Source organism: Frigoribacterium sp. CFBP 13712, from assembly GCF_014842255.1.
GTDB lineage: Bacteria > Actinomycetota > Actinomycetes > Actinomycetales > Microbacteriaceae > Frigoribacterium.
Window position 1 is genome coordinate 50,168 of the sequence record NZ_JACYVH010000005.1, and the last position, 21,840, is coordinate 72,007.

The window sequence follows — 21,840 nt, forward strand, 5'->3', positions numbered from 1 at the left end:
GAGGAGGCGCGCTCCGCAGGAGCTCCGCAGCCGGCGTGGATACCCTGGCGGCGGCCGTCTCGTGCGGTCGACCGTCCGGAACGAGCCGGGCGCCGCCTCCGCGGTCCGCCCCTCGGCCTGCGGGTGCCCGTCGGCCGCCTCGGCCGCGACTCGCGGACCGACCCCGGGTCGGAGAGGCACCCGTGACCCCCGCATCGACCCCCTCCCCGGGCGCCGCCGCATCGGCTCACCCCGCCGCCGACCCCCCCGCCTCGGCTCACTCCGCCGGCGCTGATCGGGGCGCCAGCACCGGCGGCAGCACCCGCGGCGCCGACGCCACCAGCACCGGCACCGGCAGAACAAGCGCCACCAGCACCGGCGGCAGCACCCGCGGCGCCGACGCCGGCGCCGGCACCCGCAGCACAAGCGCCACCAGCACCAGCACCGCCACCAGCGCCCGCAGCACAAGCGTCACCGCCACCACCGCCCGCCCGCCGGTCCGCCTCGCGATCCTGCTCGGCCTGCTGGCCGCGGCGATCTCCGCGGCCGGCTCGTGGATCCCGTCGTTCTGGGGCGACGAGGCCGCGAGCGTCATGTCGGCCCAGCGCCCCCTGCCGAGCCTGTTCCACATGGTCGGGCACATCGACGCCGTGCACGGTCTCTACTACCTGGGGCTGCACTTCTGGATCGACCTGTTCGGCGCCTCCCCCTTCTCGACCCGCCTGCCCTCGGCGCTCGCCGTCGGAGCGATGGTCGCCGGAGTCGTGCTCCTCGTCGACCGCCTCGGCACCCGTCGCCTCGCCGTGATCGCCGGCATCGTCGCGGCCGTGCTGCCCCGCGTCACCTCGATGGGCACCGAGTCCCGGTCGTACGCGATCGGGGCCGCCCTCGCGGTCTGGAGCACCTGGGCCCTCGTGCGGATCGTGACCTCCCGGCACCGCGCCTCCCGGGCCGACTGGGTCGTCTACGGCGTGCTCGCCGGCGCGGGGGTGGGCGTGTTCGTCTACTTCGGTCTGATCGTCGGCGTGCACGCGCTGCTGCTGCTCGCGCTGGCCCGCGACGCCCGCCCGGCCGCTGCTGCAGGAGGCGCGGCGCATGTTCCCGAAGGAGGCGCGGCGAGCATCCCCGCAGGAGGCGCGGCGCAGCACCCCGAGGGAGGCGCGGCGCGCCTGCGCGAGGGCGGCGACGTCGTGCGGGCCTGGGTCGCGACGGTCGTGGTCGCGCTGCTCGCGGTGTCGCCGATCGTCGTCTTCTCGGTGGCGCAGCGGGGGCAGGTGTCGTTCCTCGCGCGGCGCGACACGACCAGCCCGCGCGCCCTGCTCGTCGAGCTGTGGTTCGGCGACACCCGCTTCGCCGTCGTCGCCTGGGCGCTCGTCGCAGTCGCCGTCGTGGCGCTCGCCGCCGGGCTGCTGCACCGCGCCCGCGACGGCTGGTCGGCGGCCCTCTCGGTGACACCGCGCGGCGTCCTCACGGTGACGGCGCTCCTCCTGGCGTTCGTGCCGGCGGTGGCACTGCTCGCGCTGAACCTCGCCGTGCCCGCGTTCTCGGGCCGGTACCTGTCGTTCAGCGCTCCGGCCGTGGCGATCCTCGTCGCGATCGGCATCGACGTGCTCGCCTCGCGACGGACGGCCGTCGCGGCCCTCGGCGTCGCCGTCGTCGTCGGGCTCGCCGCACCCGTGTGGCTCGACCAGCGCGGCCCGTACGCGAAGAACGCGACCGGCTGGCAGGAGCTCAGCGCCCTGGTCGGCGAGCACGCCGTCGCCGGAGACGCCCTCGTCTTCGACGAGTCGCCCAAGCCGTCGATCGAGCCGCGACTCGCACTGCACACCTACCCCGACGGGTTCGAGGGGCTGCGCGACGTGACGCTGAAGACGCCGTTCGTCGACGCCGACGGCTGGCGCGACGACGTGCTGACGGTGCCCGAGGCGGCCGCGGCCGGTCGGTTCGACGACGCTCCGCGGGTCTGGTTCGTCGAGTACGTCGCGGCCGACGGCAGCACGTCGCCGAAGTCGGGACTGCGCGAGCTGCTGGGCGACGGCTACGCCGAGGTCGGCAGCTGGAGCACGCACCGCGCCCGCCTCGTCGAGCTCGAGCGCTAGCGCCGCGCGCCGCTGCCTGCTGCGCGTCCCGCACGCCGGCGCGACACCCGGTCCCACGCGCGACACCCCGTTCTCGGCGTGACACCCGCATTCATCGGGGTGTATCGCCGAAAACCGGGTGTAGCGATGAGCCGGCTGGCCGGCGCGGTCGGCCGGCGCCGCGCCTCCTGCCGGCACCGCGCCTCCTGCAGTCCGGTGCGGCCCGCGCTACCGCGTCAGCGCGGTCAGCTCGGCCCGGGTGCGGGCGCCGGCCTTCCGCAGCAGGTTCGAGACGTGGAACTTCACCGTGTTCTCGCTGATCCCGAGCGAGTCGGCGATCGCCCGGTTGCGCGCGCCCGACGCCACGAGCCGCAGCACCTCGCGTTCGCGCCCGCTCAGCGCCACGGTCTCGTCGAGCGTCCCGCTCTCGGCGGGCGGGTCGAGGGGCAGCGAGACGGCGACGTCCGACCCCCACCCCGGCGTCGAGGCGACCGAGAGCGAGCCGTCGAGCGCCGTGACCCGCTCGGCGATGGGCCGCAGCGAGTCGTCGCGCACGGTGAGGGCGCCGGCCCCGTCGTCGCGGATGCTCATCAGCAGGTTGAGCCCGTCGCAGTCCCACTGGATCCGCACGCGCCGCGCGTCGCCGGTGTCGACGAGGGCGAGCACGGCGCTCCGCACGATGGCGCGGGCGGCGTGGGCGACCTCGCCGGGCAGCGCGCGCCCCGTCGCCGGAGGCTCGACGAACTGCACGTCGAGGTCGCCGAAGCGGACGAGTGGTCGCAGATCGCTCCGGAGGCGCGCGAAGGCCCCGACGACCGGCTCGAGCAGCAGGGACCGCTGGTGATCGGTCTCGGTGCGGATCTCGACCATGGCCGAGGCGGCGATGTCGATGGCCATGGTGCGGGCGGCGCGGTCGTCGAGGCGCGACGACCGGAGCGTCGCGAGCAGCGACTCGAGGGTGAGGGCCTGCCGGTCGACCAGCTCGGCGACCGACCGGGCGTGCTCGACGACGAGCGACCGGCTCGCGGGCGACGGCAGATCGACGAGGGGCTGGGCGGTGTCGGCTGCGGCTGTGTCGGCTGCTGCGGCGGCTGTGTCGGGCATGGCCTCAACCTATCCTCCACAACCCCACCTACCCGAACGGATAGTCACACCCCGTCGGATGCACGGCGCATCAGGAGGTGCGGGCGAGGAGGGTGGTACCCATGCCTCCCGCAGACACCAGCGACACCGCCGCACCCGCCGACGCGCTCGACCTCGTGCGCGCCGAGGTCGACCAGGCCCTCCGCGCCGTGATCGAGACGAGCCCCGACGGTCTCGAAGCCGTCGCGGGGCTGCTCGCCGACGCCGACCGCGTCTTCGTGCACGGCGCCGGTCGATCGGGCCTGGCCCTCCGTATGACGGCCATGCGCCTCATGCACTTCGGGCTGACCGTGCACGTCGTCGGCGACGTCACCACCCCCGCGATCCGCGAGGGCGACGTGCTGCTGACGGCGAGCGGCTCGGGCACGACGGGCGGCATCGTCCGTGCGGCGGAGGCGGCGACCGAGGCCGGCGCCCGCGTCGCCGCGGTGACCACCGCCTCCTCGTCGCCCCTGGCCGAGCTGGCGACCGCCGTCGTCATCGTCCCCGCGGCCGAGAAGCTCGACCGCTCGGGCGACGCGTCGGCGCAGTACGCGGGCGGCCTGTTCGAGCAGGTCGTCGTGCTGGTCGGCGACGCGATCTTCCACTCGCTGTGGAAGCGCTCGGGCATCGACGCCGACGACCTCTGGCCGCGGCACGCCAACCTCGAGTAGTCGCACCGCGCCTCCTCGGATCCCGTTCCACCCCACCTCATAGAAGGAGCACCACATGAAGCTGCAGTTCGCCATGGACACCCTGACCACCGAGGCCGCTCTCGAGCTCGCCGCCGCCGCCGCCCCGAGCGTCGACATCATCGAGCTGGGCACGCCGCTGATCAAGGCCGAGGGCTTCCGCGCCATCACCGCCATCAAAGAGGCGCACCCCGACAAGATCGTGTTCGCCGACCTCAAGACGATGGACGCCGGCGAGCTCGAGGCGGGCGAGGCCTTCAAGGCCGGCGCCGACCTGGTGACCGTGCTCGGCGTGGCCGGCGACAGCACCATCGCCGGTGCCGTCAAGGCCGCAAAGGCCCACGGCAAGGGCATCGTCGTCGACCTGATCGGCGTCAGCGACAAGGCCGCCCGCGCGAAGGAGGTCGTCGAGCTCGGCGCCGAGTTCGTCGAGATGCACGCCGGTCTCGACGAGCAGGCCGAAGAGGGCTTCACGTTCGAGAAGCTGCTCGAGGCCGGCAAGGCCTCGGGCGTGCCGTTCTCCGTCGCCGGCGGTGTCAAGGCGTCGTCGGTCGGCTCGGTCCGCGACGCCGGTGCGCAGGTCGCCGTCGCCGGTGCCGCGATCTACGGTGCGGACGACGTCGCCGCGGCCGCTGCGGAGATCCGCGCCGCCATCTGATCCACCCCACCACGTCGAACCCCCGCGTGAGCATCGCACCCTGTCACGTCGGGGTTCGATGCTCATGCGGGGGTTCCGCGTCGAGGCGACGAGCGTGCGCAGGGCTCGCCGAGAGGCACGGCCGTCGTCAGCGCCATTGCTGCCGGCGGCCGCACCTCTCGGCTCGCCGGGGTCGAAACTAGCGCGGACCTGAGCCGTAGTCGAGTCCGTGCGGGGTGGTCGTAGTGTGATCGTGATGAGCGAGTCGATCACCCCCGAGCCCACCTCCGTCTCCGAGCCCGAGCCCGACCCCGCCCCCGGCGCCGCGCCCTCGCCCGGCATCTACCGGCACTTCAAGGGCGCGCTCTACGAGGTCGTCGGCACAGGGCGGCACAGCGAGACCGAAGAGCAGCTCGTTTTCTACCGGAAGCTCTACGACGACTACTCGTTCTGGGTGCGCCCGCTCGACGACTTCGTCGCGAACGTCCAGCGCGACGGGTACGACGGGCCGCGGTTCGTGCGCGAGCACTGACCCGGTCGGCGGTGCCCTGAGCGGCACTGACCTGCCCGGCACTGACCTGCTCGGCGGCGCCCCGTCGTGCCTCACCGCGCCTCCTGCATCCTTCCACCGCGCCTCCCGCATCCCTCTGCAGGATGATTCTGTGCGGATGATCAGGAACCTTCTGCATACTTGCCGCTTCGCCCGAGCGCACGCCCGTCCGCACGGGAGCGTGGGCGGACGACTCGAGGCTCAGCCGCCTCGACGGAATCCACCGCCGATCCCCGGTGTCGACGACGTGTCCAGTCCGTCGTCAGAACCGGGGTGCGCACTCCTCGCGAGCACCGAGGAGGCGCGGGTCGGCCGAGCACTAGGACCTCATGCCCCTCGAGACACCCGGCACCACCCCCGCCCCGCCCACCCCTGAGACCGCCGCCACCGCCGTGCCCCCCACCCGCCGGGCCCTGGCCACCGCGCGTCGCCGGGCCGCCCGCCGCAAGCTGGTCGCCATCGGCTCGATCGCCGCCGTCGCCCTCGTCGGCGGCACCGGCTTCGCCGTGTACACGACGTCCGGGCCCGCGACCGGCGTGACCGCCGCCTCCCACGCGGCCGACGTCGAGGAGCAGGAGGCCGCGATCGCCGAGTCGCTCAGCCACGCGAAGGCGAAGTCGACGATCTCGATCGCGAACCAGGTCGTCGCCGCGTCCGCCGGCAAGGTCGACACGAGCGCGCTCGAGACCTCGCTGGCCGCACTCGACGACTACCGGTCGCTCGACGCCGACGCGGTCGACGACCGGGTCGCTGAGGCCGCGAGCACGGCGCAGACCGTGCAGGCCGCCGCCGCCGAGGTCGACAAGCAGGCCAAGGCCGCCGCGGAGAAGAAGGCCGCCGAGGAGAAGGCCGCCGCCGAGGCGAAGGCCGCGGCAGACGCCAAGGCCGCTGCCGACGCGAAGGCGGCCGCCGAGGCCGCTGCCGCCGCAGCCGCCGCCGCGTCGCTGGCCGAGGGCAACTCCGTCGCCGGGGCCAAGGCCACCGCGCAGCGACTCGCCGCGTCCGACTACGGCTGGGGCGCCGACCAGAACTCGTGCCTCGTCTCGCTCTGGACGAAGGAGTCCGGCTGGAACTACAAGGCCTACAACGCGAACGGCGGTGCGACGGGCATCCCGCAGGCGCTGCCCGGCAGCAAGATGGCGTCGGCCGGCTCGGACTGGGCCACGAACGCGACCACCCAGGTCGTATGGGGGCTCGACTACATCGACCGCGCGTACGGCAGCCCGTGCGCCGCGTGGTCGCACAGCCAGGCGGTCAACTGGTACTGAGCCGCCCTGCGGGCGGTGCGCCGAGTGGTAACACGCGCGACACGCGGCAGGGGCCAGCGGCTGCCAGGATCGAGGCATGAGACGCCACGCCTCCGCCCTGCTCGAGTTCGACGTCGCGGCGCCCGCCGAGTTCGTGCTGTCGGTCGCCGTGTCGCGCCTGTACGACGGGGTGGTCGACGAGTCGCTGGCGGTGACGCAGAACGGCGAGCCGATCGAGGTGCGCGAGATCGACGACCGGCACGGCACGCGACTGCACCTGTGCGAGGTCGAGGCCGGGCGGGTGACCGTCGACTACCGGGCCGTCGTCGAGGGCCGTCTCGCGCCTCCTGAACTCGACGAGATCGATCTCGTGCGGTACCGCCGGCCGAGCCGGTACTGCGAGTCGGACACGCTGTTCCCGACGGCGCGGGCCGAGTTCGCCGGGCTGGACGGTCGCGATCTGCTCGCGGCGGTCAGCTCGTGGGTGGGCTCGCACCTGGCGTACGTTCCCGGGGCCAGCGCACCGACCGACGGCGCCGTGCAGACGCTGCTCGACCGTCGGGGGGTCTGCCGCGACTACGCGCACCTCGTCGTCGCGCTGCTGCGGGCGCTCGATGTGCCGGCGCGGCTCGTGTCGGTCTACGCGCCGGGGCTGTCGCCGATGGACTTCCACGCCGTCGCCGAGGCGTGGGTCGACGGGCGGTGGCACGTGGTCGACGCGACGGCGCTGGCCCCGCGGCAGTCGCTGGTGCGGATCGCGACCGGGCGCGACGCGTCCGACACGGCGTTCCTGTCGAGCCGAGGAGGCGCGGTGACGGTCGCGAGCATGCGCGTCACCGCCGTCGTCGACGAGCTCCCGACCGACGACGTCGCGCAGTTCGTCAGCCTCGGCTGAGCCTGCGGCCAACGCGCCGAGACCCCAACTCCTCGCCGAGACCCCTCTGCGCGCACTGGGGTCTCGGCGAACCGCTGGGGTCTCGCGCGGCTGCCCTCAGTCGGTGAGAGTCGGCCAGAGCGGACGGGCTCTCGCCGCCTCGATCGCGAAGTCGACGGCGTCGAGGGTGTGCCGCGCTTCGGCGACGTCGAACTCGGGCCAGCTCACGACGAGATCGAGCGCGCCGGCGGATGGCAGCGGCCAGAGCCACAGCGAGGCCGACGTGGTGAAGAGCTCGTCGTCGCCCGTGCCGCCGTGTTCGTTCAGGGTCAGGAGGGGCGGGTCGGGAACCACGGCATCGTCACCGAAGTGATGGTGGCCGTGACCGACTTCGGTCAGGGCCTTCGTCCCGTCGGCGAGGGCGACGCCGAACCGGATGCTTCGAGCCGGGTCGGCTCTGCCCGGCCGCCAGCGTCCGCCTTCGAAGCGGTCGGACAGGTCAGCCCACTCGCGAGGTGTCTGGCCCCGGCTGCGGAGCGACCAGTCGACGTCCAGCGCGACGCCCGTCGGGTACACGGCGAGGCCTCTGATCGTGATGGCGACATCGTCGGTCGAGGCGAGCAGCGCCGACACCCCGATGCGCGAAGGAAGCCAGCCGGTAGGAGGCGCGGCCCACTCGGGAGGCCGGTACGACTCCGCCGGGACCTCGTCGTCGTCGGACGGCACGACCGCAGGAAAGAACGTCATGCCTCACCGTAGTCACGCAGGTGTCCGCCCGAGCCGCCGACCAGCCGCCGACCAGCCGCCGAGACCCCAGCAGTTCGCCGAGACCCCTCTGCGCGCACCGGGGTCTGGGCGACGTGCTGGGGTCTCGTCCGAGGCCACGAAGGCGCCGGGCGAGAAGGCTGGCGGAGAGGACCAGCCGATCGTCACTTGGTCTCATTCGGGTGGTTCGTGTGGACCTGTTCGAGGTAGACGGTCTGCCCGTCGACGAAGTACCAGATGCGCGCAGTCCCTTGGGCTGTCGGCTTGTGCTGCCAGCGGTCGTACGTGATGCCGCTCCGCTCGATCGATCCGAGTTCGCCTCGAAGCCGGTAATTGGTCGGAGTCGTCACGAGGGGAGTGCGCGTGAGGAAGTCCCATGTCTCAGCCATGGCGTTGCGAACCGTCGAGGTCAGATCCCTCCAGCCCCTGACGGCATCCACCGTCGCGAACCGGATCTCGTACTCGATCTTCTTCGCAGGTCGTGGAACCAGGTCGCCCCTCTTGCGGCCCGCCAAACCTAGGGCCGCTCGACGGAGTGGACGACCCCGTCGTCGAGCCACTGGAGATCTTCGCGGCCGAGCCCTGCCGCCACGGCCGTGGCCGTCTCCTTCCAGGCGGTCAACTCGACGGTGACGAGATGAGACTGGTCGGTCGAGAACGAGGCGCGCGCGGCGTCGATGAGATCGCGCGCGCATGTCTCGCGGTCGGCGGGTGACAGTGCGAGCATCCACGGGAAGGATCGCGACATCCGCTCACTCAGGGAGCCTTCCGTGTCGAGCGTGACCGTGATCAACTGCGCCGCGATGTCGAGGAGCCGCGTTCGGCCGACGGCCTCGCGCTGCGACATCAGCACGAGCGCCTCACCATCGCGACGTGTCACCGTCACAGGGTGATCCTCCGCTTCGGCGAAGACCTCCGCCGAGTGCTTGCTCAGGTCGGAGGAGCGACGGGTGCGCGAGAGGCTGTAGATCGTCTGGCTCATCTCCCCAGAGTATTCCGAACACGTTCGGAAGTCCAGGGGGCCGGATGATGATCAGGGCGTGACGGCCTCGTCGCTCTCCGACCGCTTCCCCATGCTGACCGCCTCATAGGTCGCGTAGCCGAGGCTCTCGTAGAACGCGATGACGTCGGTGTTGTCGGGTCGCACCTGCAGCTGCACCTTGGGGCAGCCGAGCGCGGCCAGCATCGCCTCGGCCTCGCCGACCAGCGCCTTCCCCAGCCCGGTGCCGCGCTGGGAGGCCGCGACGGCGAGGTAGTGGATCCACCCCCGGTGCCCGTCGTAACCGACCATGGCGGTGCCGACCACCGAGCCGGCGTCGTCGGCGACGAGGAACATCTCGGGCTGGGTCGTCGTCTTGCGCTGGATGTCCCGGTACGGGTCGTTCCACGGCCTGACGAGCCGCGCCTCCTGCCAGAGGGCGACCACGGCCTCGGTGTCCGCCTCGGCGAACGCTCTGATCTGAACCATGCCGAGAGCCTGACACGAGGAGGCGCGACTCCCGACCGCGAGTCGCTCACGACGCCCCCGATCGGCCTCTATCGCGGGGCGTGCGCGGGCAGCGGCACCGCGTACTTGAACCCGACGTGCGAATCGACGAAGCCGAGGCGCGTGTAGAAGCGGTGCGCGTCGGTGCGGGCGGAGTCCGAGGTGAGCTGCACCAGGGGTGTGGAGAGTTCGATGGCCGCCTGCTCGGTCACCCAGCGCATCATCGCGCCTCCGATGCCCGACGACCGCTGCGTGCTGGCCACGCGCACCGCCTCGACCAGCAGTCGCGAGCTGCCGCGTCGTGCCATGCCGGGGATGACCGTCAGCTGCAGCGTGCCCACGACGACGCCGGCGGCGTCCACCGCCACGACGAGCTCGTTGCTCGGGTCGTCGACGATCCGATCGAGCGCGGATGCGTAGGCGCCCCGGTCTCCGTCGCTCGCGACGTCGCCGCGCCCGGCGCTGATCGGATCGTCCGACAGCAGCCCCATGATCGCCTCGAGGTCGTCGCGGGTCGCCCGTCTCACGAGCACGCTCGCGTCGCGGGCGCGGACGGACACGGGCAGCTTCAGTCGTGCGATCACCGCTCGTCCTCGGTGAGGGCGGCGGCGTAGGCCTTGACGGAGCGGTGGTAGCGGGGGAGGGTCGGTTCGACGGCCTCGATCGCCACGCGGAGTGCTTCGTCGGGGCGGCCGGCGCTGTGCAGCGCGAGGGCGAGGAAGACCTTGGGGGCCGCTCCGGTGGCCGGGTGCTCGGGTGCGTCTCGGAGCATCGCGATGGCCTCATCGGTGCGGCCGATGTTGCGGAGGGTCGACGCGTGCTGCACGACCATCCGGGCGGCCCGGTCGGGGTCGACGGCGTCGAGCCCGGCTGCGGTGGCGGCGGCGTAGTGCACGTCGGCCTCGACCTCGTGCCCGCCGGTGTCGAAGGCGCCCCCGAGCTCGAACTCGCCCAGGGCGGGGTGCGGTGCCTCGTCGGCGAGGGTGCGCATGCGATCGATCCGCTGCTGGTCGTCGATCGTCTCGTCAGCCCACAGCGCGGCCACTCGGTCTTCCCACATTTCGTCGCTCATGCCACCACGCTATTGCGATCCGGTGGCCGGGTGGGGAGCTCGGCGCCTCATTCTCCTAGGCTTCGGGCATGACAGGGGACGTCGAGAGGTCGTACTCACAGCGTGCCGCCGAGTACATCGAGCAGCTGGGGTCGATGTCGGCGGCGCATCCGTCCGATGTGCAGCTCGTGACGACGTGGGCCGAGGGGGTCGACGGCCCGGTGCTCGACGCGGGGTGCGGGCCCGGTCAGTGGACGGCTCATCTGGCGGGCCGCGGCGTCGCTGCCCGCGGTGTCGATGCGGTCGGGGCCTTCGTCGACCATGCACGCGCCTCCTACCCTTCTGTGCCCTTCGCGATCGGGAGCATCGACGCCCTGACCGACCCGGCGGACAGCTACGGGGGAGTGCTGGCGTGGTACTCGCTCATCCACCACGAGCCGGCGGCCCTCGGCGGTGCGCTCGACGAGTTCGCGCGGGTGCTCCGGCCCGGCGGCCGGCTCCTGGTGGGGTTCTTCGTCGGCGACGAGGTGGAGGCGTTCGACCATGCCGTCGTCACCGCGTACCGGTGGTCGGTCGACGCGCTGACCGCCGAGCTCGAGGAGGCGCGGTTCGACGTGGTCGAGACGCATACGCGGACAGGTGGTCGGCCGGGGCGTGGGCATGGGCCGGGGCCGCGGCCGCGCCCGCATGGGGCGATCCTCGCGGAGCTGCGTCGGCACCCGTGAGCGGCCAGGGCCGGTGACCGCGCCGAATCGGGTCCTCGCGGGGGATGCGGGGCGCGCCTCCTGCTGATGGACTGTCGTCATGTCGCCGACCGCAGCATCCCGTGTCCGCGTGGTGCTGCTGACGCTCGGGTCTCTCGGCGCGATCGCGACCGCGGGTGGGCCCGTCTTACTCGCAGCCGACGTCCTGGCGGAGTCACGCGGATTCCGACCGGACGGCATCGGGCTGATCGTGCCCGGGGCCGTCGCCACGGCACTCGTCATCGCCCTGTCGACGGTCGCCTGCGTCGTCGTCTTCGCGAGCGGCGGGTCGTCCCCGACCATTCGGGCGAGGTGCAGCGCGGCCCTCGCGGTGATGCCGGTGCTGCTCACCGGGGGCATCGCGGTGTGGTGCGCTCGCTACCTGTCGTCGGGCACGACCTTCGGTGCGGAGACCGTCTGGATCGGCGTGGCGGCCGCATCCGTCGTCGCGTTCGCCCTCGCGTGCGCAGCCCTGCTCGGAGCGTCGCTCGTCCGTGGCGACGCGAGCCGGTGCGTGCTGCTCGTCATCGCTCTCGGCTGCCTGATCGCCGGCGCCGTCCTCCAACCCGCGTTCCTCCCGGGTGCCATCCTCGCGAGCGCGCTCGCGGTGTGCTCGGGTGCGTTCGGCGCNCCGCGCCTCCTCAGTCCTCCTGCGCCTCCGGCAGCGCCTGCCCTGCGAACGGCTCGGCGCGGCGCTCGAACTCGGCACGGCGCGCCTCGGGCAGCAGCCCGTTCGCCCCGTACGACAGCGTGATCGACTCGGGCTCCCACCCCGCATCCGCCACGTCGTCGAAGCGAGCGGCGAAGGTCCCCTCGGCGTCGTCCTTCGAGAGGTCCTGGAAGGTGAACGAGAGCCACTGACCCGTCGGCCCCTCGAGACCACCCGACACGATCACCTGCTCGGCCAGCGTCGTCCCGCCGGTCTGCGCCAGGCGGTCGGCGGCGGGCTGCGGCCAGCGCTCGTCGTCGAACCAGGGCTCGGACCAGCCGTGCCGGGCGGCGACCTCGCCGATGATCGCGACCGCCGCCTCCTTCTCGGCCCACGACCGCGGCACCGACGAGGTCTGCTCGGTCGGCAGGTTCACGACCTCGAGCAGCGACGGCCCACCCCACCCGTTGTCGGTCGGGAATGCCACGTCGTCGTCGGATAGACCTGCAGGAGGCGCGACCCACCTCACCGAGAACCGCTCCGTCAGCGCCGCCTCCATCTCGTCGACCATCGCCTCGCCCTCTGCGACGCCCTCCTCGAGAGAGGGGCCGGCCAGCACCTCGTCGACGGGCAGACCGAACCGGCCGGGGTGCTCGCTCCAGTCGAGCTCGGTCTCATGCCCCTGAGCGTCGACGACCGTCGTGACGACCGGATCGGGCACGAGCAGCCAGGCCGGAGCGCCGATGCCGAGAGCGGGCACGGCCAGAGCCAGGCCGACGACCAGGGCGACGGTGCGGCGGCGGCTCGACCCGCGCCTCCTGCCGTCTGTCGCGGCGGCGTGGTCGACGTCGGCGGGATCGGTCGTGTCGGAGGGCATGAGCCGAGTCTCGGGCAGCACGGCGGTGGCTCGCATCCCTCGCGAGGACCATCCCGCCAAACGGGAGGCGCGGGCCGGGTTCGGCGGGAGGCGCGGGCCGGGTTCGGCGGGTTCCCGTCCTCCGCGGCGGGTCAGCGCTGACCCGCCCCCGATGACGGGAACCCGCCGCAGCCCCGGACCCAGGCCCCCAGGAGGCGCGGGGTCCAGAGTCGAGGGATGGCACACATCCTCGTCACCGGCTCGACCGACGGCCTCGGCCGCGGCGCCGCCGAAGCCCTGCTCGAGCAGGGGCACCACGTCGTCGTCCACGCGCGCAGCGACTCCCGCGGGGAGGTGCTGCAGCCGCTCGTCGACCGCGGCGCCCGACTCGTCGTCGCCGACCTCGGCGACCGAGACGCGGTCACGGCGCTCGCCGACGAGCTGAACGCCCTCGACTCCCCGCTCGACGCGGTCATCCACAACGCCGGGCTCATCCGCGGTGCGGCGATGATGCCCGTCAACGTCGTCGCGCCCTACCTGCTCACCGCCCTGCTGACAGCGCCGACCCGGCACGTGTACCTCAGCAGCGGCATGCACAAGAGCGGCAGCGCGTCGGTGCTCGACACCGTCGACTGGGCGGGGTCGCGCGAGACGGGGTCGTACTCCGACAGCAAGCTGTTCGTGACGGCGTTCTCGGCGGCTGTCGCGCGCCTCCTGCCCGATCTGCGCAGCAATGCGGTCGACCCGGGCTGGGTGGCCACGAAGATGGGAGGCGCGGGGGCGCCCGACGGCTTCGAGCTCGGTCACCGCACGCAGCGGCTGCTGGCCCTGGGCGAGCTGGGCGAGGTCAGCGGGGCGTACTGGTTCCACGACGAGCAGCAGCGGCCGCACGAGTCGGTCGGCGACGAGGGCTTCCAGGACGCGGTGCTCGCGGCGCTCGAGCGCGAGACGGGCGTGGTGCTGCCGCGCGGGTGAGCGCTGCGGGTTCGTGCATTCGTGTGCGTGTGCGCGTGCGTGTGCGTGCGTGCGTGCGTGGCGGGTTCGGCGGGTTCCCGTCATCGGCGGCGGGTCAGCGCTGACCCGCCCCGAGTGACACGAACCCGCCGGACCCACCGCGCGTGGGCTGGGCCCGTCGTGCGTGGGGCGGACCCGGCGCACGTGGCGGGAACCCGTGCTCCCGAGGTCCGAGACCCTGGCCCAGGAGGTGCCATGGTGCCACAGCTATTACGCATCGTCGCGTAATAGCTCGCGAGCGTCGGCCCGGCCCGGCCCGGCCCGGCCCGCCCGCCTCGCCCCGCCCCGGCTCCGTTTGCAGTCATGACTCGACGAGAGGGTGCGACCCTGGTGGCATGGATTCGAGAAGAGTCGTGGTCGACCCTGTCACGCAGGTCGAGCTCCTGGTGCCCGAGGGCATCTCGTCGTGGCGGGCCATCGAGCGTGCCCGCAAGGCTCGCGACGGAGAGCTGCGCAGCATCCGTCTGTTCGTCGACTGGGGTCACGCCTATCCGCTCTGGGAGAGCGGCACGGACAAATACGGGATGGAGCCCGACGACTACGGCCTCTCCGCTGAACTCGCCGCCCGACTACTCGCGTGGACCGACACCTTCTTCGACCATCTCGTGCCCGAGACGGGCTGGGACACGCTGGAGCGGGAGCAGGTGTGGCACGCCGAGGGCGAGACCCTGGCGGACCTCCTCGAGCTCGAGGTCTACGACATCGCGGAGGTGCAGCGCGAATTCCGCCCCGCCGGATGGTCTGCCGCGTGAAGCATCGACACCCCGTAAGCGGGGTGCCTGTTCCCACCTCAGCCGCGTAGCGTGATCTGCAGCGGCCGGGCTGCAGGTGTCGGATAGTTCGAGCGGCGGAGGACGAGGAGGCGCGGTGAGCGAGACGACGATGGATCGTTCCGAAGCACGGGAGCGTCTCCGGCTGGCGGCGCTGGACGACCTGGGGATCATGGGCACCGGTGCGGAGGAGCGCTTCGACCGGATCACGCGCATGGCCAAGCAGCTCTTCGGGGTGCCGATCGCCGAGATCAACTTCATCGACCAGGACCACCAGTTCACGAAGTCCCCGCAGTCACCGGGCGCGGCGCCGTTCGGACCGCGGGCGGACTCGTTCTGCGACGTCGTCGTGCAGCAGCCCGACATCCTCGTGGTCCCCGACGCCCTCGAGGATGCGCGGTTCGCTCACCGAGGATCCGTCACGGGCGACCCCCACATCCGCTTCTACGCAGGTCGACCCCTGAGCGTGGCCGACGGCGCCCAGGTCGGGACGATCTGCCTCGTCGACACGGCCGCACGCGACCTCACCATCGAGGATCAGGATCTCCTCGACGAGCTCGGCGCCTGGGTCGAACGCGAGCTGCGCCAGGTGCACGCCGCCGATCACGCCCGGCGCACCCAGCAGCAGATGCTCCCCGCGCCGTTCACGCACGAAGACGGGTTCACGGTCGCCGGATTCACGCGTCCGTACTCCGAGGTCGCAGGCGACTTCTTCACCTCCGTCTCGTCGCGCGAGCGGATCGACGTCACCCTCACCGACGTGATGGGCAAGGGCTACTCCGCCGCCCTCATCGCCGCGACGGTACGAGCCGCATTCCAGGCTCGACCCGGCTGGGATCCCGCTGCCGCCGTCTCCGCGGTCAACGAGCAGGTGCTCGCCGACCTCTCGGCGACGGGGACCTTCGCCACCCTCTTCCACGCGGCCCTCGACACTCGAACCGGTCTGCTCCGATTCGCCGACGCGGGACACGGCCTGTCGGTCGTCATCCGCACCGACGGGACCTCGGAGCGGTTGGCCTCGACGGACCTCCCGATCGGAATCGCCCAGGGCGGCGGATGGACGGCCCACGAGACCACTCTCAACCCCGGCGAGGTCCTGTTCACCTGCTCGGACGGCGCGCTCGACCTGTACGACGGCACGCTGGGCGCCCTCGAGGAGCTCGCGGCCCTCGTCCGACGATCCGCCGACGACGCGAGCCTGTTCGCAGCGCTGTCGGATGCCATTGGAGCCCTCCGTCCCGAGGACGACGTCACCGTGCTGGTCGTCCGTCGTCACGAGAAGAAAGCGATGCGACCGTGATCACCTCCCTGACCTACCTGAGCACGGCGTCGACGCCGTTCGATGCGACGCAGATCGCAGCCCTGCTGCTGCAGAGCCGCGAGAACAACGAGCGCCACGGCCTCACCGGGATGCTCCTCTACAAGAAGGGCCGCTTCATGCAGGTCCTCGAAGGCGCCGACTCGGATGTCCGCGAGAGATACGCGGTGATCTCCGCCGATCCCCGCCACACGGATCTCAAGACGCTCCTCGACGAGTCCATCGAGCAGCGCAGATTCCCGCAGTGGTCGATGGGCCTCCCCGACCCGGTCGACGCCGATCTGCGCTCAGCCCCCGGTTACGAGTCCCTCTTCGAGACACCCGTCGGGCGCTTCGGGATCCGCGAGGACTCCTCCCGTGCCCAGCTCCTCCTCGAATGGTTCCGCCGTAAGGCGTAGCCCGTGGCCGGGCAGTCGCCTCAGGGATTCGCGGCGACCCGTCCCGGAGAAGTGCCCGCGACGAGAGACCGGCGCGAGTCACGGTCGGTGCCAGTGACGCGGCCGTGCGATGTCCTGAGGGAGCGCCGTTCGGGCGTCGCCCCGGGCCGCAGCGATCTGCGACTGCGTGACGAAGAGCGCCGCGGACAGGTCCGCGCCTTCGAGCCGCGCATCGCGGAGGTCGGCTCCGAGGAGGTCCACGTGTGAGAGATCCATGCCGCGGAGGTCGGCGGCGATGAGACACGCCCCGCGCAGATCCGCACCGCCGAGCGTCATGGCTCGCAGGTCCGCCCCCGCATGATCCGACCCGGCCATGAAGTCCGAGGCCCCACCCTCGTCCTCGTTCTGGTATCCGCCTCGCACCTCTGCGCTCACGTCGATGAGAACCTGTCGAACCTGTTCATGGAGTTCTGACACATCGGTGGCCAGTACCGACTCCGCATCAGCAGCGAGGGAGGCGGCGATCCTGTCACGGAGGTCGTCTGCGGGCGCTGCGGAATCAGGCGACATCGCTCTCGCGCTGGCCTCGGTGAGGTGCCACAGCATCTCGTGCAGTTGACGGGCCAGCGCGAAAGCAGCGAACATCTCGGGCGCCGTCGCTGGGCTCTCTCGCCAACTCACGTCGTCGAACAACTGCTGGGATACGAACTGACCGGCGCCGAAACAGTCGAAGACCGTGCAGCCGCGGAAGCCTCGCTGGGGAAGCGAATCGTGGATGGTGCACGCGAAGTCGTCGGACAGGTTTCTACAAGCGGTCCCCGCTGGCTTGTCGATCGCGAAGTCAGCGGAGCGTTGAAAGCCGAACGCCGTGCAGCAGAGTGCGAAGCAGTCGCCGCAGTTCGCTCGGAGATCTGCGCGGCTGTGAGATGAGGGGTCGGGAAGGTCGATGGACGCCATGAGGAGAAGCTCTCTGGAAAGTGAATTTCGATAGGGGGCGAGGAGGGGGGGAACTCCCGGAGGAATTCCCGATCCGGGCGCACGAAATCACCGCCCTCGTCGAGGAGAGCGAACCGGTGCTGCTGATGAGCCTCGGCGTCACAGAGAGAATGAGGATGTCACTGCCGCCAGGCTAGCGGGCGGCGGGAGTGCGAGCCCGGTGGCGCTGCGCCCAGTCCCTTCCGGCGGCATCAGATCTGGCTGTGGTCGCCCAATATGCCGGTGAATGCGTACAGCACGATGGCGACCGAGACCATCAGCATGAAGAGGCCGACGACGATCATCAGCCCGGGGGATTGGGTCTGCGCACCGACGTATGCCCCCCGCTCCTTTCGGAACAGTCGAGCCATGTCCGAGATGTGCTGATGGAACACGATGAAGCAGACACCGAAGATCGCGAAGGCAGGGGAGAAGAAGAGCGCAGCGACTTGGATCCCGGTCATCATCAGAATGTATCGGTGAAGCGCCGGCGGTTCCGCCTTCTCAAGGGCACCCGTCGGGATTGGCGCGCCCTGTCGCACGGCACACGACGACGCGGCGTCCAGGGCCCGTGGGCCCCGGACACCGCGTCGTCGGTCGGTCAGCGCGCGGTCACGCCTCGCGGCCGGCGGGCATCTGGGTCTTGCGGGGGTCGGTCTCGGCGAGCCCGGCGAAGATCGACTCGATCTTCGCGAGCACGTCGGACTCGAGCTTCACGCCCGACGCCTTCGCGTTCGACTCGACCTGCTCGGGGCGCGACGCCCCGATGATCGCCGACGCCACGTTCTCGTTCGACAGCACCCAGGCGAGCGACAGCTGCGCCTGCGTCAGACCGAGCTCGTCGGCGATCGGCTTCAGCTGGGCGACCGCGTCGAGCACGTCGTCGCGCATCCAGCGCTCGATCATCGCCGCCCCGCCCTTCTGGTCGGTCGCTCGACTGCCCTCGGGCAGAGCGGCGCCCTTCGTGTACTTGCCCGTCAGCACGCCCTGCGCGATGGGCGACCAGACGATCTGCGAGATGCCGAGCTCCTTCGAGGTCGGGACCACCTCCTCCTCGATGACCCTCCACAGCAGCGAGTACTCGGGCTGGTTCGAGACGAGCTGGATCTTCAGCTCACGGGCCAGCCGGTGCGCCTCGCGCAGCTGCTCGGCGTTCCACTCCGAGACGCCGATGTAGAGCACCTTGCCCTGACGCACGAGGTCGGCGAAGGTCTCCATCGTCTCCTCCAGCGGCGTCTCGACGTCGTACCGGTGCGCCTGATAGAGGTCGACGTAGTCGGTCTGCAGCCGCTTCAGCGACGCGTTGATCGACTCGGTGATGTGCTTGCGGCTGAGGCCGGTGTCGTTGTGACCCTTGGGGCCGGTCGGGCCGTAGACCTTCGTGAAGATCTCGACCGACTCGCGCCGCTCGCCCTTCAGCGCCTCGCCGAGCACCACCTCGGCCTGCGTGTTCGCGTAGACGTCGGCCGTGTCGAACGTCGAGATGCCGACGTCGAGCGAGGCGCGGACGCACGCGGTCGCGGTGTCGTTCTCGACCTGCGAGCCGTGCGTCAGCCAGTTGCCGAACGTGAGCTCGGAGACCTTGAGTCCTGAGTTGCCGAGGTACCTGAATTCCATGGGGTTCTCCTTGTCGGGCGCGCTCCGCTGCGGGCCGTCGTCGACGCTACGCCTCGGGGGCGCCGTCGCGGCCTCACCCCACCCGCGGCCAGTCGGTCGTCAGGTACGCCTCGACCGCGCGGTTGCGGAACGAGTAGGGCTTGCCTCGATCGATGATGCCCCGGACGGTGTCCAGCCTTCGCGACACGGCACCCACCTGTGGCGCGCTCGTCGCCCCCATGCGCTGCGCGATCACGGTGAGCTTCCGGTCGTCGCGGGGCAAGGCCGCCATCGCGTTGATGAACTCCTGTTCGCCGGATGGCAGACGGTTCAGGATGCGTTCGACGTGGGCTGACGCTTCGCTCTCGGCGCCTCGCCACCCGGAGACGACGTCGTCTTCCGAGATCGTCGCGCCGTCGCTCGCGTTCCAGGCACGCTGGCCCGCGAGCTGGAAGAGGAACGGCTCTCCGCAGCACAGCTCGGCGATCGCCTTCGTCGCCTCTCGGCTCATCCGCACGATCTCGACACCGCCGTCGGCGGCCGCAGTCTCCCAGCCTTCGACGACGAACGGCTGCAGGGCCTGAAGCAGGGCCCCTTCGTCGAGTGCGGCCAGGGTCGTGGTGCGGAACCGCCGGGCGAAGGTCGCCCCCTTGCGCGCCCCGGCCATGTCCTCGAAGTCGGGCAATCCCGTCAGGTAGACCGCGATGGGCAGGAACCGTGTCACTACGACCCCGCCCGGGGCCGTCACCTCGACCTCGTACGACAGGGCGTCGCCGAGCGCGATCAGCAGCTGCGACAGGGCCGCCTCGTCGGCGATGTTCTGCACCTCGTCGATGTGGATCATCACGACGACGCCCTGCTCGATCGCCGCTCGTCCGAGCTCGACCAGCAGCTCGAACAAGGCGGTGGACGGCTCCGCACCCTCGCCGCCTCGCACCGTGACCGAGAACCCCGAGATCGCGACCTGCTCGACCCGAGCCAGGAGCTGCAGCACATGCTGTCGAGAGGAGGCGCGCAGACCCGCTGTGTCGGCCAGGCGCAGCACTGCGGAGGCGACCAGCTTCAGAGGGTCCGCCCCGACCGGCATGCGCACCTGCGGGGTCACCCAGTCGCCGAGCTCTGCGGCGTCGCGGGCGATGCGGCGTACCAGGCTCGATTTGCCGGTGCCCGGCTCGCCGAGGATCGTCCGGCCGGTCTCGTACAGACCCGCATTCCTCCGGGGTCGCAGGACGTCTCTCCAGTCGCTGAGCTGTTCGAAGCGACCTGCCCAGACGTCGGGGACGATGTCGGATCCAGCCTGGAAGGGGTTCGTGAGGGGCGACCGCATGAAGATAAAGTTATCAGAGGCTAGGTCGACTGCTGATAACTTTATCAAACGAGGCCGGGTCAGGGTTGGAGCGCTGAGCGCATGGCTCTCACCCCCCCCCGCGCCTACTCCGGCCGCCGCGCCGCGGGCTCCGTCTTCTCCGCGCGCACCGCGGGCTCGTTCTGCCGCGCCCCCGCGGGCCACGCCTCGGGCCCCGCCGACCCGGCCGGGTACGTGTCGAGCTCGACGTCGCCCGCGTTCCACGCCGCGATCACCGGGTCGACGATGCGCCAGCACTGCTCCGCCGTGTCGCCGCGCACCGACAGGGTCGGGTCGTCGTCGAGGATCCCGCTCAGCACCTCGCCGTAGGCCGTCAGATCCGAACTGCCGAACTCCGCGTGCAGCGCCGCCCGACCGAGGTCGTACGCGTCACCCGGGCCGTTGACGTTCAGCTCGAGCGACATCTCGTCGGGGCTGATGGCGATGCGGAGGCGGTCGGGCGTGCCACCGCCGACGAACTCGGCGGGGACGTGCGCGGGCGGGCGGAACGTGATCACGATCTCGCGCCTCCTCGAGGCCAGCGCCTTGCCCGACCGGAGCAGGATCGGCACCCCGGCCCAGCGCCAGTTCGCCACCTCGACCACGACCTCCGCCAGCGTCTCGGTCTCGAGCGAGGGGTCGACGCCCTCCTCCGAGGCGTAGGCCGGCAGCTCGCGCCCGTCGACCGTGCCCGCCTCGTACCGCGCACGCCGGCTGTTCGCCACCGGATCGCCCTCCCACAGCCGCGTCGCCCGCAGCACCAGGCCCTTCTCGTCGCGCAGATCGGCCGCCGTCAACGTCGCCGGGGCGTTCATCGTCAGCACCGCCATCACCTGCAGCAGGTGACTCTGGATCATGTCGACCAGCGCCCCCGCGTGGTCGTAGTAGCGGGCCCGGTTCTCGAGACCGAGCTCCTCGTCGTAGACGATCTCGATGCTCTCGACGTGCGTGTTGTTCAGCATCGGCTCGATCAGCCGGTTCGCGAAGCGCAGCCCGAGCAGGTTCAGCACCGTCGACCGTCCCAGGAAGTGGTCGACCCGGTGCACCTGGTCTTCGGGCACCAGCGCCAGCACCTCGCGGTTCAGCTTCTCGGCCGTCGCCAGGTCGGTGCCGAACGGCTTCTCGAGCGCCAGCGCCGTGCCCTCGGGCAGGTCGAGCTCGGCCAGGGCCGCGCAGCACTTCGCGGTGATCGCGGGCGGCAGAGCGAAGTAGATCGAAGGAGGCGCGGTGCACTCGCCGAGGAGCGCCCGCATCTGCTCGGCATCGGTCACGTCGACCGTCCGGTAGATCGTCGACTCGAGCAGCGCCTCGACCGCCGGGCCCGACGCCTCGACGCTCTCGAACGCCTCGGCGACGTGCGCGCGCCACGCGCTCTCGTCGAACTCCTCGGTGCCGGCGCCGACCAGCTGCACCCGCCGCTCGGACTCGTGCGTCAGCAGCCCGCCCAGGCCGGGCATCAGGAGGCGCGCAGCGAGATCACCGCTCGCGCCGAGGATCAACAGGGTCGCGGACTCGGTCGGCGCGTTCGTCATGCCTGCACGCTAGTCGGGAGGTGCGCTCGGCGCCCTCGCGCGCCTCCTCGTGCAGCCTGACACCCCGTTCTCGGCGCTGCACCCGCATTCATCGGGGTGTTGCGCGGGAAAAGGGGTGTTCGGCGAGGAGCGCGCGGCCGCCGACGCGGGCCGACCGCCGCGCTGCACCCCGTTTCCGGCGCTG

Annotated in this window: 24 protein-coding genes; 11 read left to right on the forward strand and 13 right to left on the reverse strand. The window is 71.6% G+C overall.

The genetic code is table 11. The features are described from left to right. Positions 1-182 precede the first annotated feature (182 nt). Positions 183-2,078 (forward strand): glycosyltransferase family 39 protein, encoded by a 1,896-nt coding sequence (locus IFT51_RS09900; RefSeq protein ID WP_192060934.1) that lies wholly within the window; start codon positions 183-185, stop codon positions 2,076-2,078. A gap of 207 nt (positions 2,079-2,285) precedes the next feature. Here IFT51_RS09900 and IFT51_RS09905 read toward each other — a convergent pair whose 3' ends face one another. Then, on the reverse strand, positions 2,286-3,161 hold the full coding sequence (locus IFT51_RS09905; protein WP_192060935.1) for a LuxR C-terminal-related transcriptional regulator: 876 nt from the start codon (positions 3,159-3,161) through the stop codon (positions 2,286-2,288). 101 nt (positions 3,162-3,262) lie between these two features. Between IFT51_RS09905 and hxlB the strand changes: the two genes are divergently transcribed. The 5 genes from hxlB to IFT51_RS09930 all read left to right on the forward strand — a co-directional run bounded on the left by hxlB (position 3,263) and on the right by IFT51_RS09930 (position 7,200). Then, the gene (gene hxlB, locus IFT51_RS09910; RefSeq protein ID WP_192060936.1) at positions 3,263-3,853 is read left to right on the forward strand and encodes a 6-phospho-3-hexuloisomerase; all 591 of its coding nucleotides are present in this window, start codon (positions 3,263-3,265) and stop codon (positions 3,851-3,853) included. Between the two features lie 55 nt (positions 3,854-3,908). After that, complete coding sequence (gene hxlA, locus IFT51_RS09915) at positions 3,909-4,529, forward strand: 3-hexulose-6-phosphate synthase (protein ID WP_192060937.1); 621 nt, start codon at positions 3,909-3,911, stop codon at positions 4,527-4,529. 235 nt (positions 4,530-4,764) lie between these two features. Next, a complete protein-coding gene (locus IFT51_RS09920; RefSeq protein WP_192060938.1) occupies positions 4,765-5,040 on the forward strand; it encodes a DUF1653 domain-containing protein in 276 nt (91 codons plus the stop codon). A 347-nt stretch (positions 5,041-5,387) separates the two neighbouring features. Next, a complete protein-coding gene (locus IFT51_RS09925) occupies positions 5,388-6,326 on the forward strand; it encodes a phospholipase (protein WP_244637183.1) in 939 nt (312 codons plus the stop codon). 76 nt (positions 6,327-6,402) lie between these two features. Further along, positions 6,403-7,200, forward strand: coding sequence for a transglutaminase family protein (locus IFT51_RS09930; protein ID WP_192060939.1), 798 nt, complete (start codon positions 6,403-6,405; stop codon positions 7,198-7,200). 96 nt (positions 7,201-7,296) lie between these two features. Here IFT51_RS09930 and IFT51_RS09935 read toward each other — a convergent pair whose 3' ends face one another. From IFT51_RS09935 to IFT51_RS09960, 6 genes are all read right to left on the reverse strand, one after another. Beyond that, entirely contained in the window at positions 7,297-7,926 is a 630-nt protein-coding gene (locus tag IFT51_RS09935; RefSeq protein ID WP_192060940.1) for a hypothetical protein, read from the reverse strand. Positions 7,927-8,108: 182 nt separating this feature from the next. After that, on the reverse strand, positions 8,109-8,459 hold the full coding sequence (locus tag IFT51_RS15615) for a hypothetical protein (protein ID WP_192060941.1): 351 nt from the start codon (positions 8,457-8,459) through the stop codon (positions 8,109-8,111). A gap of 2 nt (positions 8,460-8,461) precedes the next feature. Further along, a complete protein-coding gene (locus IFT51_RS09945) occupies positions 8,462-8,926 on the reverse strand; it encodes a prevent-host-death protein (RefSeq protein ID WP_192060942.1) in 465 nt (154 codons plus the stop codon). A 51-nt stretch (positions 8,927-8,977) separates the two neighbouring features. After that, positions 8,978-9,412: a GNAT family acetyltransferase gene (locus tag IFT51_RS09950; protein WP_192060943.1), complete on the reverse strand. Its 435-nt coding sequence runs from the start codon at positions 9,410-9,412 to the stop codon at positions 8,978-8,980. 68 nt (positions 9,413-9,480) lie between these two features. Beyond that, positions 9,481-10,014: a GNAT family N-acetyltransferase gene (locus IFT51_RS09955; protein ID WP_192060944.1), complete on the reverse strand. Its 534-nt coding sequence runs from the start codon at positions 10,012-10,014 to the stop codon at positions 9,481-9,483. Continuing rightward, on the reverse strand, positions 10,011-10,502 hold the full coding sequence (locus IFT51_RS09960) for a tetratricopeptide repeat protein (RefSeq protein WP_192060945.1): 492 nt from the start codon (positions 10,500-10,502) through the stop codon (positions 10,011-10,013). The genes IFT51_RS09955 and IFT51_RS09960 overlap by 4 nt, the downstream gene beginning before the upstream one ends. A 68-nt stretch (positions 10,503-10,570) precedes the next feature. On the opposite strand from IFT51_RS09960, the gene IFT51_RS09965 reads away from it, so the two are divergent. After that, a complete protein-coding gene (locus tag IFT51_RS09965) occupies positions 10,571-11,206 on the forward strand; it encodes a class I SAM-dependent methyltransferase (RefSeq protein ID WP_192060946.1) in 636 nt (211 codons plus the stop codon). A gap of 659 nt (positions 11,207-11,865) precedes the next feature. On the opposite strand, the gene IFT51_RS09975 is transcribed toward IFT51_RS09965, so the two are convergent. Further along, the gene (locus tag IFT51_RS09975; RefSeq protein WP_192060948.1) at positions 11,866-12,750 is read right to left on the reverse strand and encodes a hypothetical protein; all 885 of its coding nucleotides are present in this window, start codon (positions 12,748-12,750) and stop codon (positions 11,866-11,868) included. Positions 12,751-12,966: 216 nt separating this feature from the next. On the opposite strand from IFT51_RS09975, the gene IFT51_RS09980 reads away from it, so the two are divergent. The 4 genes from IFT51_RS09980 (at position 12,967) to IFT51_RS09995 (ending at position 16,229) form a co-directional block, all read left to right on the forward strand. Continuing rightward, positions 12,967-13,704, forward strand: coding sequence for an SDR family NAD(P)-dependent oxidoreductase (locus IFT51_RS09980; RefSeq protein WP_192060949.1), 738 nt, complete (start codon positions 12,967-12,969; stop codon positions 13,702-13,704). A gap of 374 nt (positions 13,705-14,078) precedes the next feature. Further along, complete coding sequence (locus IFT51_RS09985) at positions 14,079-14,495, forward strand: hypothetical protein (RefSeq protein ID WP_192060950.1); 417 nt, start codon at positions 14,079-14,081, stop codon at positions 14,493-14,495. Positions 14,496-14,610: 115 nt separating this feature from the next. Next, on the forward strand, positions 14,611-15,813 hold the full coding sequence (locus IFT51_RS09990; protein WP_192060951.1) for a GAF domain-containing SpoIIE family protein phosphatase: 1,203 nt from the start codon (positions 14,611-14,613) through the stop codon (positions 15,811-15,813). Continuing rightward, positions 15,810-16,229, forward strand: a complete 420-nt coding sequence (locus IFT51_RS09995) for a BLUF domain-containing protein (RefSeq protein ID WP_243215329.1) — start codon at positions 15,810-15,812, stop codon at positions 16,227-16,229. Before IFT51_RS09990 ends, IFT51_RS09995 begins: the two co-directional genes overlap by 4 nt. A 78-nt stretch (positions 16,230-16,307) precedes the next feature. Here the strand turns inward: IFT51_RS09995 and IFT51_RS10000 are convergent, their stop codons facing one another. The 5 genes from IFT51_RS10000 to IFT51_RS10020 form a co-directional block, all read right to left on the reverse strand. Further along, positions 16,308-17,165 (reverse strand): pentapeptide repeat-containing protein, encoded by an 858-nt coding sequence (locus IFT51_RS10000; protein WP_192060952.1) that lies wholly within the window; start codon positions 17,163-17,165, stop codon positions 16,308-16,310. Between the two features lie 230 nt (positions 17,166-17,395). Further along, complete coding sequence (locus IFT51_RS10005; RefSeq protein WP_192060953.1) at positions 17,396-17,647, reverse strand: hypothetical protein; 252 nt, start codon at positions 17,645-17,647, stop codon at positions 17,396-17,398. Between the two features lie 148 nt (positions 17,648-17,795). Next, a complete protein-coding gene (locus IFT51_RS10010) occupies positions 17,796-18,800 on the reverse strand; it encodes an aldo/keto reductase family protein (protein WP_192060954.1) in 1,005 nt (334 codons plus the stop codon). Between the two features lie 73 nt (positions 18,801-18,873). Further along, positions 18,874-20,106, reverse strand: a complete 1,233-nt coding sequence (locus IFT51_RS10015) for an ATP-binding protein (protein ID WP_192060955.1) — start codon at positions 20,104-20,106, stop codon at positions 18,874-18,876. A gap of 104 nt (positions 20,107-20,210) precedes the next feature. Then, complete coding sequence (locus IFT51_RS10020) at positions 20,211-21,656, reverse strand: glucose-6-phosphate dehydrogenase (RefSeq protein WP_192060956.1); 1,446 nt, start codon at positions 21,654-21,656, stop codon at positions 20,211-20,213. Between the last annotated feature and the right edge of the window lie 184 nt (positions 21,657-21,840).